Annotated in this window: 12 protein-coding genes; 3 read left to right on the top strand and 9 right to left on the bottom strand. The window is 45.9% G+C overall.

Features of this window, described 5'->3' with window-relative positions:
* The first annotated feature begins 240 nt into the window (after window positions 1-240).
* A complete protein-coding gene (locus BWK47_RS02435) occupies window positions 241-2,781 on the top strand; it encodes a beta strand repeat-containing protein (protein WP_162327436.1) in 2,541 nt (846 codons plus the stop codon).
* Window positions 2,782-2,808: 27 nt separating this feature from the next.
* Here the strand turns inward: BWK47_RS02435 and BWK47_RS02430 are convergent, their stop codons facing one another.
* Complete coding sequence (locus tag BWK47_RS02430) at window positions 2,809-3,081, bottom strand: hypothetical protein (protein WP_237269754.1); 273 nt, start codon at window positions 3,079-3,081, stop codon at window positions 2,809-2,811.
* 413 nt (window positions 3,082-3,494) lie between these two features.
* Here BWK47_RS02430 and BWK47_RS02425 point away from each other — a divergent pair, with 413 nt between their 5' ends.
* Window positions 3,495-5,273, top strand: a complete 1,779-nt coding sequence (locus BWK47_RS02425) for a calcium-binding protein (RefSeq protein ID WP_162327435.1) — start codon at window positions 3,495-3,497, stop codon at window positions 5,271-5,273.
* A gap of 101 nt (window positions 5,274-5,374) precedes the next feature.
* Here the strand turns inward: BWK47_RS02425 and BWK47_RS02420 are convergent, their stop codons facing one another.
* From BWK47_RS02420 to rpmF, 5 genes are all read right to left on the bottom strand, one after another.
* A complete protein-coding gene (locus BWK47_RS02420) occupies window positions 5,375-6,178 on the bottom strand; it encodes an LmeA family phospholipid-binding protein (RefSeq protein ID WP_162327434.1) in 804 nt (267 codons plus the stop codon).
* 111 nt (window positions 6,179-6,289) lie between these two features.
* Window positions 6,290-6,802 carry a tetratricopeptide repeat protein gene (locus tag BWK47_RS02415; protein WP_162327433.1) on the bottom strand — a complete coding sequence of 171 codons (513 nt, stop codon included), beginning with the start codon at window positions 6,800-6,802 and terminating at the stop codon, window positions 6,290-6,292.
* A 35-nt stretch (window positions 6,803-6,837) separates the two neighbouring features.
* Window positions 6,838-7,614 (bottom strand): enoyl-ACP reductase FabI, encoded by a 777-nt coding sequence (gene fabI, locus BWK47_RS02410; RefSeq protein WP_014407072.1) that lies wholly within the window; start codon window positions 7,612-7,614, stop codon window positions 6,838-6,840.
* Between the two features lie 195 nt (window positions 7,615-7,809).
* Window positions 7,810-9,243 (bottom strand): phospholipid carrier-dependent glycosyltransferase, encoded by a 1,434-nt coding sequence (locus tag BWK47_RS02405; protein WP_162327432.1) that lies wholly within the window; start codon window positions 9,241-9,243, stop codon window positions 7,810-7,812.
* Between the two features lie 98 nt (window positions 9,244-9,341).
* Window positions 9,342-9,515: a 50S ribosomal protein L32 gene (gene rpmF / locus BWK47_RS02400; RefSeq protein WP_010871662.1), complete on the bottom strand. Its 174-nt coding sequence runs from the start codon at window positions 9,513-9,515 to the stop codon at window positions 9,342-9,344.
* A gap of 51 nt (window positions 9,516-9,566) precedes the next feature.
* On the opposite strand from rpmF, the gene BWK47_RS02395 reads away from it, so the two are divergent.
* Window positions 9,567-10,379 (top strand): pentapeptide repeat-containing protein, encoded by an 813-nt coding sequence (locus BWK47_RS02395; RefSeq protein WP_010871661.1) that lies wholly within the window; start codon window positions 9,567-9,569, stop codon window positions 10,377-10,379.
* Window positions 10,380-10,459: 80 nt separating this feature from the next.
* On the opposite strand, the gene sbcC is transcribed toward BWK47_RS02395, so the two are convergent.
* The 3 genes from sbcC to BWK47_RS02385 all read right to left on the bottom strand — a co-directional run bounded on the left by sbcC (window position 10,460) and on the right by BWK47_RS02385 (window position 15,106).
* The gene (sbcC, locus tag BWK47_RS02390) at window positions 10,460-13,480 is read right to left on the bottom strand and encodes an exonuclease subunit SbcC (RefSeq protein WP_162327431.1); all 3,021 of its coding nucleotides are present in this window, start codon (window positions 13,478-13,480) and stop codon (window positions 10,460-10,462) included.
* Between the two features lie 2 nt (window positions 13,481-13,482).
* Complete coding sequence (locus tag BWK47_RS16805) at window positions 13,483-13,650, bottom strand: hypothetical protein (RefSeq protein ID WP_204250457.1); 168 nt, start codon at window positions 13,648-13,650, stop codon at window positions 13,483-13,485.
* A 61-nt stretch (window positions 13,651-13,711) separates the two neighbouring features.
* Window positions 13,712-15,106: a sensor domain-containing diguanylate cyclase gene (locus BWK47_RS02385; RefSeq protein ID WP_162327430.1), complete on the bottom strand. Its 1,395-nt coding sequence runs from the start codon at window positions 15,104-15,106 to the stop codon at window positions 13,712-13,714.
* Window positions 15,107-15,414: the final 308 nt, after the last annotated feature.

Below are 15,414 nucleotides of genomic sequence, written 5' to 3'. Positions count from 1 at the left end.
GTACATGAAACTTGGCTCAGGCGCACAAAATCATAAAGAACCATAAAGATCTAGAGACTTATTCAAAATCCTGGTATATGATTCGGGAGTGAATACCTAACTTAGGGCGGATGTCAATTGGGACTAGTTTGTAGGTGTCGCTAACCTAGCTTGCCCCCTAAATTTACTAGCCACCATAGCTAGGGTTCTTTCAGGCGTCTGCTTTCTTTAATTTACAATCAACTGAGGAGATTTAGTACCATGGCCGTTATATTAGGGAATAACCTGCCAAATATCCTATTCGGCACCAATCTTGGTGATGCCATTGTCGGGTTTGACGGTAACGACACTCTAGGCGGTAGTACCGGTGAAGACACCATGTACGGGGGCTTTGGGGACGATATCTACATTGTCAACAGTGCCGGAGACCTAGTTGGTGAAGCAAGTGCCGCAGAAGGGACAGACACGGTTGAGGCGTCGGTCAGCTACTCATTGACTAGTTTGGGTACTTTGGGCGGTCCTCCAGTCATATTCAATTTACCTGCATTTAGTTCTGTAGCTCCCCCCACATTCACTGGGCCCGCCATTTTCCGGTTGAACCAGAAGCTTGCCTATCTTGCACTTGAGTCCTCCTATGCACCACTGACCATCACGCCTTTAAGCCCTCTATTCATTGAGAATCTCACCCTGACTGGCACAGGTAACATTAACGGCGAAGGTAATGCCTTGGCTAACGTAATTACCGGTAACGTGGGAAACAACATTTTATCGGGTTTGGCAGGGAATGACATCTTTGTCGGTAGTGCCGGTAATGACTCAGTCGATGGTGGTGCTGATACCGACACAGCGGACTATTCCGCTTTAGGCGGTGCTACTCCCCAAACTATCACAGCAATATTCGGAAATACCCCAACAGTTACAGTCGCGAAGGGGGCTTTGGGGACAGACACGCTGACTAGCATTGAAACCCTCATTGCCAACGCCGCCGCCACCGATAATCTCCTTGACTTCGGTGCCGCTACAGGTCCCGTCAATGTCAATTTATTAACTGGTGCCCTCGCTCTGGCTGGTCAGACTATCACAACGGTAATTAACTTTGACGATGTTGACGGAACCGTTGGGGATGACACCATCACTGGTGATGACCAGGACAACGCTCTATTTGGTGATGATGGCAATGACATTTTGAACGGCGGTGATGGAGATGACTTCTTGGACGGTTGGGAAGGCGATGACACTTTGGACGGTGGCGACGGAAATGACACCCTGCTTGGTTGGTTTGGCAATGATATCTTTGTCGGTAGTGCCGGTAATGACTTAATCGATGGTGAGGCTGATACCGACACAGCGGACTATTCCGCTTTAGGAGGTGCTACTCCCGAAACTATCACAGCAATATTCGGAAATACCCCAACAGTTACAGTCGCGAAGGGGGCTTTGGGGACAGACACAATCCTTAACATTGAAACCCTCATTGCCAATGCCGGTGCCACGAATAATCTCCTTGACTTTTCTCTTTCTGCAAATCCCGTCAATGTCAATTTATTAACTGGTGCCCTCGCTCTGGCTGGTCAGACTATCACAACGGTAACTAACTTTGACGATGTTACCGGCACTGACTTTGCTGACACCATTACCGGTGATGGCCAAGCCAACATTTTGAGCGGTGGTGACGGAGATGACACCTTGAACGGTGGCGGTGGTGCTGACACCTTGAACGGTGGCAATGGAGCTGATGTAATCAACGGTGGCGGTGGTGCTGATGTGATCGACGGTGGTGCAGGGGATGACATCCTGAACGGTGATGGCGGAAATGATCGCTTTATCGGTAGTACCGGTAATGATGCCATCAGTGGTGGTACTGGGACCGACACAGCGGACTATTCAAATCTAGGAGGAAGCGGCGCTAACGCCCAAGCTATTACCCTACAATTATTTGTTCCTGCTGGAAACCTTCAGAAGGGACCTTTGGGGGCAGATACCATTTTTAACGACATTGAAGCCATCATTGCCAATGCCGCCGCTAACAACAATCTCATTGACTTCGACTTATCTCCGGCAAATTCCGTCAATGTAAATTTATCAACGGGTTCCGTCACTGTGGGAGGTGACTCTTTCACGGTAACTAACTTTGACGATGTTATCGGCACTGATTTTAATGACACCATCATTGGTGATGGCCAGGCCAACATTTTGATCGGTGGCTTAGGGAATGACTCCCTGAATGGTGGTGCAGGAGCGGACACCTTGAACGGTGGTGACGGCACCGACACATTGACCGGTGGCAATGGAGCTGACTTGCTCATCGGGGGTCTGGGCGTAGATGTCTTAACTGGTGGTAATGGAGCCGATCAATTCGCCTTCACCCGTGCCCAAAGTCGTGCCCTTGCTAACATCAATGGTCAAAATTCTAACAATGTTATAGATCGTGTGACTGACTTTAATGTGGCACAGGATCAATTCCTGCTTGGCTCAAATGCTGGTGACTTTGCCACTGGTGCTCTAAACAACGTAGCTATCGAGACTCGTTCATTCGGCACTATCAATAGCTTTGGCAATGTCATTGGCGGCTTGGCGCTTGCCCTCAATGCCACTCCTCCTTTCACAACTGGATCTACTGCTGGAACAGCCCAAGTTTATGATGTGACAGTTGGGGCTGGGTCTCTTGCCGGTCGATACCTTGTTATCAATAACCAGAATGCCCTAATTGGCTTCGGTGGATTTGATGAGGACACCATCATTAATATCACTGGTATGACCGGTGCTCTGAGTGCCGCCAACTTTGCCTTTGGCACTTTTTAATGGTTTGACCAACTAACTGTTTCGAGATTAACAAGTCTTGATATTATGCATCCCTTTAGAGGGATGCTTTTTTTGTTCTTTTTCTGGGGCAATACTACCGAGGGCGCTGAAACTGAACTCATCTGCGGTGATGTCGTACCGTAAAATTCTGGCGGTGATGCCCCGATTTTCTAATCTTTTCAGGCTGAAGTTATCGCTAAAACTACCGATGTGGGGTCCACCAGAATTAGGCGATCGCCGGGAAATCCATCTTTGCACCGCACAATTTTTGGCGAGCTGATCAGCAAATAAAAAACTCAAGTTTACAAAGCTCAACTTAAAGAACACAAAAATTAACAAAAAAAATAGAAGCCTTTAGGAGCTTCTTAATACTTAAGTAAGTTGGTCCGGCGTGGGATCTGGCTATGGATATCCACAGCTAATATCAATATTATTACGCACAGAGAGTCTCGACATAAATACAATTAGGGGGCAAGTGCATGGATATGCGCCGCAGGCATCGGTATGAATACGTACAGCAGGCATCGATGTAGACACCTAGATTGGAAACCGAGTTCCATTGATTAATCTGGAAAATACTCAATCTCCCTTCAATTGAGTCTTTCGTCCCAAATTAAGCTCAGTCGACCACTGGAATCCTGTCACAGAGGCCTTGGCGATCGGGCACCTTTTTTCTGCTCTACAGTTCATTTAATTACTAATGGTCCAATATTATGGCTCTCATTAACGGAACAAACAGTAACGACAATAACACTTTTAATGGTCCTCTCTTTCCTTTCTTCTTCAAGCGCGCTTTAATTGGAACCGGTGCCAATGACACAATCAAAGGTCTTGCAGGAAACGATATTCTGGCGGGCCAGGCCGGGGATGACTCCTTAGATGGTGGTAGCGGTGCTGACACCATGTTCGGTGGCCTCGGTAACGACACTTACGTTGTTGACAATCCTGGCGATTTAGTAGGGGAACTGCCAGGAGGAGGTACGGACTTAGTTCTTTCTTCAGTAAGCTACTCCCTAGATACTCCTGCTTCATTTTCTCTACCCCCTATTACCGGGATTGCCGAGAATATTGCCGCTGCTCTCCCTCAATTCCTTGGGGGTCTAGGTAGTGACTATTTTCCTTATTTGGGATTGACAAAACTCAGTTTAACTCCTCAACAAATCGAAAATTTAACCCTGACCGGCACGACAGGATTCGAGACCATTGATGGTACCGGTAACGCTCTAGATAACATCATCACCGGTAACAATGGGGATAACAAATTATATGGTCTAGCTGGAAAAGACACCATATACGGTATGGGGGGAAATGACACCCTATATGGCGGGCTAGACAGTGACAGTCTATATGGTGACAAAGGCAATGACAGCGTATTCGGTGAAGCAGGAAATGATACCCTATACGGTGGCGAAGGCAGTGACACCATGGATGGGGGTGCCGATACTGATACGGTAGATTATGGCGCTCTAGTGGACTCTGTTCCTGTTGCTCAAACCATAACCTTGAAGGGAACTGGTGATCTAAATCTAACCGTTGAGAAAGGGCCCCTCGGTACGGACAAGCTCCTCAACATCGAGAAAATCATCGCCAATGCTGCTGCCAAAAACAACACTATTGATTTTTCCGGTGCTAATTCTGGGATCACCATAAACGTAGACCTAAGCCTGCAAAGCATCTTAATTTCTGGCGCAAGCTCTCCTCCGAGTTTGGTCAGTGTGGTCAACTTTGATGATGTTATCGGTACTGACGGCAATGACACCATTACCGGCGATGACCAAGACAACCTTCTGAAAGGTGGTAGTGGCAATGACACAATCTACGGCGGAAATGGAAAAGATACAATCTACGGAGATGATGGCGATGACGTGATTTATGGAAACAATTCCCCAGACCTAATTTACGGAGGGAAGGGAAATGACATAATCTATGGAGACAATGCACCTGATCTTATTTACGGGGATGAAGGTGATGACACCATCTTTGGGAACACTGCCAAGGATACAATCTACGGAGGGAGTGGAAAAGACATAATAAATGGGGGTAATGGGGAGGACTTAATTTCCGGCGGTGCTGATAAAGACATTTTGACCGGTGATTCCGGTGGTGATGTATTTGATTACAAAACGTTGACTGATTCTCGCTTGGGCCTCTCCTGGTTCAACGTTAATCTGTCTAAGGTTGATGTGATTACCGATTTCATCATTGGTCAAGATAGGTTTTTAGTTCAACAGGTACCAACTAATGGCTTCCTCCCAGGTGTTCTTCAACTGAACGTTAACAGCATCCTTGGACTAGGGGCAACTATTCTCGGCTTGGCAACCCTGGGCAGCTTTGACGCTGCTCAGATTAATGTTGGCAGTGGGCCCGGAGCACGCACTTTTGTGGCTATCAATAATGGCTCGGTGGGCTTTAATCCCAATACCGATGCCTTCGTTGAGCTGACCAACTTTACCGGTAGTTTGTCGGTTAGTGACTTTACAACCACCGTCTGACTTCGGCGTTAATTTGCACTACATCAAACCAAATGAAGACCGCATTGGCACTTTAAGCCAAACCATTTTTGCCCCTAATCCATCGTATTGGGGGCATTTTTTTATTCTTTTTCTGGGGCAATGCTGCCAAAGGCGCTGAAACTGAATTCATCGGCGGTGATGTCGTACCGTAAAATTCTGGCGGTGATACCCCGATTTTCCAATCTTTTCAGGCTGAGATTATCGCTCAAACTACCGATGATGCTGTTGAGAATATTGGTGTTAATGCGGCGGCCGTTAAGAATGGCACTGGGGTCCACCAAGATTAGGCGATCGCCGTTTTGGATCGAGATGCCAGTTTCGATGGTAATGACCAATTTTTCTAGTTCAGCATTGGGTTCCAATTGTTGCCCCAGTTCTAAATTAATACCTAGGCGATCGTCTGGGAGGAAATCCACCTGGGCGCTGAGCAGTTGAAAGCGGGGTACATCAGGCGGCACCCGTTGGTCAATTTGTTTTTGTAACCGCTCTTTAACAGTGGCATTTTGCAAAGCCTTATTGACATCAGCTTCCGTGAGCACCAGTTCCGCCGCCCCTTGCAATGGTTGCCGTAGAGCTTGCCTCAATCCCGGTAGGTTGCGATTTTCCCGCAGAGCTTGCAAATCCACGTCGATGGGATCGGTTTCCAATTGCAATTGCTGAATCCGCACACTGGGCACAATTTCTAGACCCCGACTGGCCAGGCGTACCCGTTGGATTTTCCCCTGGATTAGTTGGTAGTTGGGGGCGTTATCCACCCGCACCGATAGGTCTTCCACCCCATGGACCCGTTGGAGAATTTGGCTAGCAATCACCTGATCGCCGATGAAATTAACCGGGGCAAGGAAAGTGAGAAAAGTGGACAGGGCAATGGCTAACCATTCCATAGGGGGCGTTGGGGATAATGGTTTTTCGCTTAGTTTAATGGCTTTTTAGCCAACCAGTGACAAATGGGGACTACCATCGCCGAGTTTTACCATGGTATCGGTTGCCCAGGATTAACTTAACCAATAGGTAAACCCCAGCAACACTGCCAAAAAGGCGATCGCCACAAAGATGAAACCATTGTCCTTGGTATTCATTTTCCGGGTATCTTCAAACTGAATGGGGGTAGGCTCCGGCAGACGACGACGGCGACGGGCCATGCGGGGAGTAGTGGGTTTGGTATTCTCCTGGTCGGTTAAATCCGGGATCGGAGTCAACCATTCCTTGGGCCTGGTTAATTGGGGGGCTTGCAAAATTTCCAGCACCTGTTGCCCCTGCTTGCGGCACTCAGGATGGGGATGGCGCACCAATTTACGGCAAATTTGTTTGGCAGTGGGCAGATCTCCGCTGGCTTGGTGGGCCATGGCCAACCACAACTGAGCTTCGCCGCCCCGACGGGATGCCCCAGCCGAAAGCTTCACCGCTTCCTCAAAGAGACTAATACTTTGGCGGTAGCGTCCCCGGTCGAAAGCGGCCTTTCCTTCCTCAAATTTTTGCTCAAATTGGCCTTGATACTCGGATCCCATGGCAAAGAACTATTTTTCTCGTTTAATCTTCACCATTACATACCCATAATTTCATAACCAGAATCGACGTAGATAATTTGCCCAGTAATGCCACTGGAAAGGTCACTGGCCAGGAAAGCCGCTGTATTCCCCACTTCCGTTTGGGTGACGGTACGCTTTAGTGGTGCCACCTCTTCCACATGGTGAATCATATCCAAAATGCCCCCCACCGCCGAAGAAGCCAGGGTCCGGATGGGGCCAGCGGAAATACCATTAACACGAATATTTTGGGGCCCCAATTCTGCGGCCAGATAGCGCACAGTCATTTCCAGACCGGCCTTCGCCACCCCCATCAGGTTGTAGTTGGGAATAACCTTCACGCCGCCAAAGTAAGTCAGGGTAATGATGCTACCGCCATTGGTCATCAGGGGTTTTGCCCCCCGAGCCAAACGACCAAGGGAATAGGTGCTAATTTCCATCGCTTGACTAAAGGCTTCCTTGGGAATATCGGTATAATTCCCCGTCAAACCGGACTTGTCGGCAAAGGCTAAGCAATGGATCAAAATATCGAGTTTGCCCCATTTTTCCTTAACGCTATGGAACAGGGCATCCACCTGGGCATCGTCCTGTACGTCCCCCGGCAAGACGAGGGTAGGATGCAAAGGCTCGGTCAACTCCCGCACTTTCTTTTCAAATCTGCCTTTCTCATCTGGAAGATAACTAACGCCAATTTCAGCCCCGGCCTGATGTAGTTGTTGGGCAATGCCCCAGGCAATGGAGCGATTATTGGCGATGCCGGTAACAAAGGCGTGCTTGCCGCTGAGATCTAACATAGAATTTTCCCTGGGAGTGCTCAAAATGGTAGTTGCTGAAAAATTAGTCCGGGGAGCCATCAACCCCAACTTTTCAATATACCCCCCAGTCCGTACTTCCAAGAAGCCATCGGGGTGAAGCCAACTGTCCCAGTCAATCCATTTCGGCCTGAATCTGAGACCGTGCCGATTTTATTTGGAAGGATTGTCTTTGCTTCAAATCCAACTGGGAAATAGCATCCGCAGGGCAAAGCCCCTAGGAGTCAATGGTAATCCCAAGAAAACAGGCAACCAATACCAAAAGGCGATCGCCACTAGGGTTAACACTGTCCAAGCAATGACGTTATGACTGTGCCGGGGACTGTCCAGTAAAGTTTCTAGGATTAAAGCGAGGGCTAAAATACTAAAGGCGTAGGCGGGTAGGTAGTGGTAAAAAAAAGTGCAACGACTAATGCCCAACCAAGGCAGTAGATTGACGGCGTAATTGACCGCAATATAAAGGGTTATCCCCCGCAAAGGTGCATTGATGGTCTGGGAGGAAAATTGACGTATTTTTTGCCAAATAACAGTGCCTGTTAGTAATGCCATGGCCCCGGTGGAAAACCAGAGCAAAATTGGGTTAGCCATGGCGTGGACATCATTAATTAAGCCAAACTGGCCGGATTTTTGGTAAAAATAGGCGATCGGTCTTGCCATCACCAGCCAGCTATACCAGGGGGAACAATAGGGGTGAATGTCAGGGCTATTTCCTACCCGACGATGGTACTGCCAAGTTTCCCGTTGAATGCGCCAAAAACCTTCTAGGGAGGCATATTCTCCATTCATTAACAAATGGGGAATCCAAATGACGCTGTAGGTAATGGCGGGCACTAGCACTAACCAGAGCGCAAATTGCAGTGGAGAAATAATCAACCAGCGGGAGAGAAAACCTTGATTATTCTCTCCATCCCTATCCAATGGTTGCAGTGAATTTGCTTGTCTTTCCCCCTTTGCCCAACCCTGGTTGAAGAAAGGTTTAACCCAGGCGATCGCCCAGAGGAGATAAACACCCAACAAAAAAGCAAAACCGTTCCATTTGACGCTTCCGGCGCAGGCTAAACTAATGCCCCCTAGAATTAATTGCCAAAGTTTCCCTTGGCGTAGATGCCACAGGACCAAAGCTTGTCCCAGGAGCCCAAAAAAAACTAGATAAATGTTATTTAATGCATAGCGGGATTCCACCAAAAACAGCCCATCCAAGGCCACTAGCCCCATGGTCAATAAAGTTACCAGTCGCCGTTGGGTTAAAAGGTAGGCGATCGCCCCTAGGATCAGGGGAATGGTGGCCCCGGTGAGGGCATTGAGCCAGCGGTAACTCCAGGTGGAACGTACAGCCCCCGTCAGATCGTTGACTTGTTCTGGATTAACGGGAAAAACCTGCCCCAACCCCATGGCCAATGCAATTAGGTAATGGCTCAGGGGCGGATGGGAGGGAAAAAAATCGTTGCCTAACCAATAGTCACTGGCAAATTTGGCGTAGTAAACTTCATCGAAAACTAATTGGTTAAATTGTCCCAGGTTCCAAAATCGTATAACCAGGGAAAACAGAAAAATAGCAACAATGCCCGTTGTGAAGGGAGTTAGGCGAAGCTTCGGGAACTGGTTAAGCATTGAAGTTCAATCAATTCAATTATTTTTCCCAAAACCGTTTTGTCCTTGGCGATCGCCCCTCACCTTGATGTTAAATTCGGCTAACTGACAATTTATCTTTACTCTTCTTCCCCTTCTTCTTCTGCGGGGGGATAGAGGAAAGTAGAACGGCCAGATAAAATAGATTTGCCGAGGGACAAAGCCTTTTGCGCTTGGGAGGAAGCTTGTCTGCGCCAGTGGGCCCGGCGTTGATCACGTTTTGCTTTGGAGGTTTTCTTCTTGGGAACTGCCATGACTTCTCTGGGATCTTAAAAATTGACAACCTTTCTATACTACGCTTTTAGGTGGGCCATTGCACAGCGGTGATTATGCAAGAGTTTTCCCACTATTACGAAATCCTGGGGCTAGAGGTAGGGGCTAGTCTGGAGGAAATCAATGAAGCCTATCGGGATTTGGCCTTTGTGTGGCACCCTGATCGCCTGCCCAGGGACAATCCCCGCCTATTGGCCAAGGCGGCCAGGAAACTCAAAGAAATTAACCAAGCCCGCGATCGCCTCAAGGAATTATTGGAGCTGGAGTTAAGCGCTAAAACTTCCCAGATTCCTAAAAAGGACCAGACCAGCAAAGCTCCCAAAGCTAAACCCAAATCCAAGCCCAAGGCCACATCTCCTCCACCTTACCCGCCCCCCGGCGATCGTCCACCTCAATCCCATCACCATCATCACCAGACCAACCACAACCACAGTTCCAGTTCCCAGCACCATCACCAAGAAAACCACAATCGACCCTACTATCGGGACTTAACCGGGGCAGATTTGCGTTGGGCTAATTTAAAAGAGAAGGATTTGTCAGGACGGAAAATGGTGTCTGCCAATCTAAGTAATGCAGATTTGAGCGACAGTTTTTTACACCAAGTTAATTTGGAAAATGCCAATCTTTTTCGGGCTAATCTTTTCCGGGCCAATTTGTTGGAAGCTAATCTGCGGGGAGCTAATTTGCAGGAAGCTAATCTGGTAGGGGCAGATTTAAGTGGGGCGGATCTGAGTGGAGCTAATTTACAGGGAGCCAAAATTGGTGCAGGTAATCGAATTATGGTCAAACTAACGGCCGCTAAGTTGACGGGAACTATTCTCCCCGATGGCACTAAGCATAGTTAGTTTTCATACTTTCTGTCGTTTCCAAATTAAAAAATTTTCCTGATAAAATTAAGTATAAACAGAAAAAATACTGATTTAATCTAGCTAACAATGGCCAATTGGGAACCAAACTCGGTCTTATTGACTTCAATGCGCTGTTGAAAGGCTTCCCTAAACTGGGGCATGTGGGTGACAGTGAGAATACAAGCAAAATCTGAAGCAATGGCAGTGATGGCAGCCACCAGGCGATCGCAACCGTCCGCATCCTGGGTACCAAAACCTTCATCAATAATTAGTAACTGTAAAGCAGTGCCAGACCGTTGAGCCAATAATTTAGCTAGGGCTAAACGAATGGAAAAATTAATCCGAAAAGCTTCTCCACCAGAATAGGTTTCATAGGGACGGGTACCCTGGGCATCAGCAATGAGAATATCTAGGGTATTAATCATTTTGGGTTTGTTTTTAGTGCTACTTTTACCCTCCTTTTGGGTGACAAATTGGATATGGTGTTGATTCCCGGTTAACCTTGCCAAAATGTAATTAGTTTCCGCCTCTAACTGGGGCAGAATGTTTTCAATAATCATTACCTGAATACCATCTTTGCCAAAGGCTTTACCCAATTCTTGATGAATGCGAAATTGTTTTTTAGCCTGGTCAAATTGTTGCTTAGTTTCTTCATATTCTCCCTGTAAAGTATCAATCTGAATTAATAACTGCTCCAAACCACCTTTTTTTGCCAGCAAATTATCCAACTGTTGCCTTCTTTGTGCTAATTCTTGCTCCAACAATTTAATTTGTTCCCCATGGTCTGCATACTGGCGAATCTGTTCTTCTAACTGGGCCAATTCTCCTTGTCTTTCCTCTAGGGCGCGCTGGCGATCGCCAATTAGATCTTGGTATTCCTGGCCCCGTTGTATTAGGATTGGTAATTGTTGCCGGGCTTGTTCTAACTCCTGATACTTTAACTGCCAAGGTTGTTGACGTCGCAATTCTCCCAATAATTGTTGATGGGTTTCGTTGTCGTAATTCAGTTTGGATATAGCTGTACTCACCTGTTGCCATTGTTGGCGGAGGGGAGAACTGGTGCCCAAACTTTGCAACTGGGAACGCAATGCCAGTAATTTTTGCTCCAAACCAGGGCGATCGCCTGTTAATTGTCGATATTTACTTTGGGCTTCTTTCAACTTAGCTTGGCGAATTTCCCCTTTTCTCAGTTGATCCACCGTAGAGCGGGCCAAAGCATGGGTTTGTTCGTCGTAGGCCAAGTTAGTTAATTCTCGCTCTAGAGCCACTAATTCTAATTGGAGAGATTCAGCAAAGGTTCCTTCAGTCAAGCTCAATTCTAAGTCAGCAATTTGCTCATTTAACTCCACTAATTGTTCATGGTTTTCTCCACTTTTTTCTAATTCTGCTTCCATTTGTCCATAATGTTGTAACAATTGTTCTAAATTAGTTAAGCCGTCGGCAATTTCTTTATATTCATTGCGGAGAATAGCTAGCTCTTGATCTGCAAGGGTAATTTGTTCCTTCAGAATCCAAATTTGATTGCGTAGTTCTTGACATTGATGCTCAGTTTTTTCAATCACTTGTTGGTGGTAGTGGCCATCTAAACCCTGTTCACATAGGGGACAAGTTGCCCCAGGAATGTCCAATAAGGTCAGTTTTTGTTCTAATTCCCGTAAATGTTTTTCAAACAATCGTTGATTTTCCTGGAGTCGTTCTTTGAAATGACCCCTTTCCTGGCCTTTTTCTTCCACTCGTTTAAGATAAACCTGTTTATTTTTTAGTTGGAAAATTTCCTCATCCAAAGCCTGAAAAGCTCTTCTTTGCTCAGGAATAGCAGCGATGGCTATCTGTAATTGTTTGGCGATCGCCTGGCGTTGTTCTAGTTGAGCCTGACACTGGGCCCTGGCCCTGGCTAAATCCCCTTGTAGGGCAGAACGTCGTTGTAAAAGGGGCGCAACTTGATGTTGAAGGTTATCAAGCCGGCTTAGTTTTTGTTTGGCAGTTTTTAACTTATCTAAGTCCGCTTCAATGTCCTGTTGTTGATCCAAAATAGGTTGTAACTCGGCCAATTGCTTATCCAGATGTTCCAAACGCAGAAGCTGCTGCTCTGTTTGTCTCGCTAATTCATTTTCTTGACGCTGCAACTGTTGCTCCAAATCCTGTCGTTGCTGTTGCAAATTTTGATATTGCTGAAAAGCTTTAGCTAATTCTGTTTCTTGGCTTTGTAAGGTTTGATAGCGCTGAAAATTAACTTGAATAACTGCTTCTTGCCCTAGGAGTAATTTTAGTTTTTGACATTGCTGATTAATTTCTTCATTTTGGTTTTCTAACCTGGCAATCTCAGTAGTCAATTCCTGACACTGTCGCTGTTGCCATCCGGCTTGCTTTTGCCATTGTTGACGTTGATTTTGACTAGTTTGTAGCTGTTGTAACTGCCATTGTGTCTGTTGTTGTTGGGCTTGCACTTCTGTGATTTCTGCAACTAGTTTGGCTTGATTAGCTACCACATCCGGCCGTTGATTTAAATCCTGCTCTAATATTTGTAAACGTTCATCGAGAATATTAATTTTACCCTTGGCTTCTTTGGAAATATCTTTGGCCCTAGTTGCCAACATTTCATACTGGTCCAATTTTAATAAATCTGCCAAAATTTGCTTACGTTCACTGGGTTTACGTAGCATAAATTCATCGGCTCTTCCCTGGCGAAGATAGGCGGAATTGACAAAAGTTTCGTAATCTAACCTTAAGGTGTTGGTGATTTTTTCTTGGGTGGCCCTGAGTCCTTTGGCGGAAAGGGTGCGGAAACGATCACCGCTTTTGATCTGAAATTCCGTTACACTACTGCGCCCCCGTTGGCGACTACGAATAATTCGATAGGTTTGGTTATTACTAATAAATTCAAAATCCACTCTCACTTGGTCGGTGCCGTTATGGAGCACATCATCCTCACTTTCAGCCCGACATTTGCCCCAAATTGCCCAAGTGATTGCTTCCAACAAAGACGATTTACCCGCACCGTTAGAACCACAGATACAGGCCGTATGCAGGCCCCGAAAGTCCAGGCTCACATCCTGATAACTGAGGAAATTTTTTAAAATTAATTGTTGGGGCACCATAGTCAATCATCCCCCATTGTCCAACTAAGCAAAAGAACAACTAACCCTAGTATGGCAAAGCGCCCCACCATTGCCCCCTGATTAACCAAGTATTCAGGCAAGCTGATCAACACCTTAGTAAAGATAGCGTTGGTTAACAAAAAAAATACTACTAACAAAACAAGACTCATGGGCTAATTAGTCAATTAATTATCAAAACTTACCAATTAATATTTGATCCCACAATTTTAACTAACTACATTGAAAAGATAAAGTTTTCAGCTTCGTTTGGTTACGCCCGGCCGCCTTGGCTGCATAGAGGGCCTGGTCAGCAATTTTAATTAAATCACTGGGATGATAATGCAATAGGGGCACGGTGGTGCCAATCCCTAAACTTATGGTGAGGTAACGGCTCGTAGGGGAATCGGCATGGGAAATCTGTGCCTCGGCTAGGCAGTGGTGGATGCGTTGGCCCACGGTGTAAGCCCCTGATTGATCGGTGTAGGGCAAAATCACAATAAATTCCTCACCTCCATAGCGAGCGAGCACATCGGAAGGACGTTTCAATGCATTTTGAATAACTTTAGCCACACTTTGGAGACATTTATCCCCCATCTGATGACCATAGAGATCATTATAGTTTTTGAAATAATCTACGTCGCATAAGATTAAGGAAATTGGGGATTTTTGCCGCAAACATTGTCGCCATTCCTGTTCTAAGTAACTGGTAAAATAGCGACGATTGGGAATTTGGGTTAGTTCATCATAAATGGCTAAATGTTTGAGTCTTTGGTTAACTTGCTCTAGTTGTTGTTTGGCAAATTCCAACTCCATGGTACGCTCCTTCACCCTAATTTCTAGAGTTTGGGAATAGTTTTTGATGGTTTCGTAATATTGAGCAGTGCGAATTGCTGCCGCTACTTGGCCGGTGAGGGTAGAAAAAAGATTTAAGTCACTAGAATCAAAGTGCTTGACTTGGTAGTGAGCTAGACCAAGAACGCCAATAATTGAGTTTTGGACAGTCAGAGAATAACAAAGTAAAGAGCGAATTTTAGAGGGTTGATTGAGGTAATCTTGGTCATTTTGAATGTCATCAATTACTTCCACTTGATTAAGTTTTAAAACGCGCTCGACAATTTTTTCAATTGCTTTAAAATTCTGTAATGATTCTTCTGTTTTATATAAAAGTGGAGTTAGGCTATCCTGACTTTGGTCATAAAGATATAAAAATATTTCATCGACACTGATAACTTGACGAATTTCAGCCCTAATTACTTCGATTAGCTCCTGTAGCCCAGTGCAGGTGGCAACGGCATTCGCAAATTGTGAAAGAAAAACTACTTCTTCATACTTTTGTAGGGTATCTTTGGCTAACTGCTTTTTTTCATACTCCGTTTGCACAATGTAACTTAGCATAGCGGCGATCGCCTCGGCGGAATGCTCAGTAAATTCCCCAGTTATGGTGCCCATTAATACTTGGTGGCAATAAATATCAACCTTTGGCTGGGAATCTTGGGCCTTGCCCCAAAGACAGCGACCTCCGATGTCAAAAATAGCAAAGTTTTTCCCCAAGGAATCGCCCAACTGCTGGAGTAGGGTTTTGACTTCCGGCTTTTTAAGTGCTTTTTGTAGGGAAAGATTTTGCATGGAACTCTTGTGTGACAAGCTATCCATCAGCAGATGGTAACCGATGCGCTATGTTTTTGGGGGTTAAAACTAAAAACTTTTATTCTTCCCCAAGTATTGTTTTTATTTAAAATTTTCGTTAGTTAGAACCTGTTTATAAAGTCTGATTCTGCCCCCTAAATCCCCCAATGCTGGGGGACTTTGACTTAGTTTCCCCCCAAACTTGAGGGGCCAGGAGGGCTTTTGAAACACGCTCTTAGTAAAGATAAAAATGTTTAAAAAAGGGTTTAAATAATTCAGCAGGGTAGAAAAAAACTGGGATGACAGTT

Origin of the sequence: Synechocystis sp. CACIAM 05 (assembly GCF_010222815.1) — a bacterium.
Classification (GTDB): Bacteria; Cyanobacteriota; Cyanobacteriia; order Cyanobacteriales; family Microcystaceae; genus Synechocystis.
The sequence above is the reverse complement of the archived record's forward strand: the minus strand, read 5'-3'. Positions and strand labels throughout refer to the sequence as shown.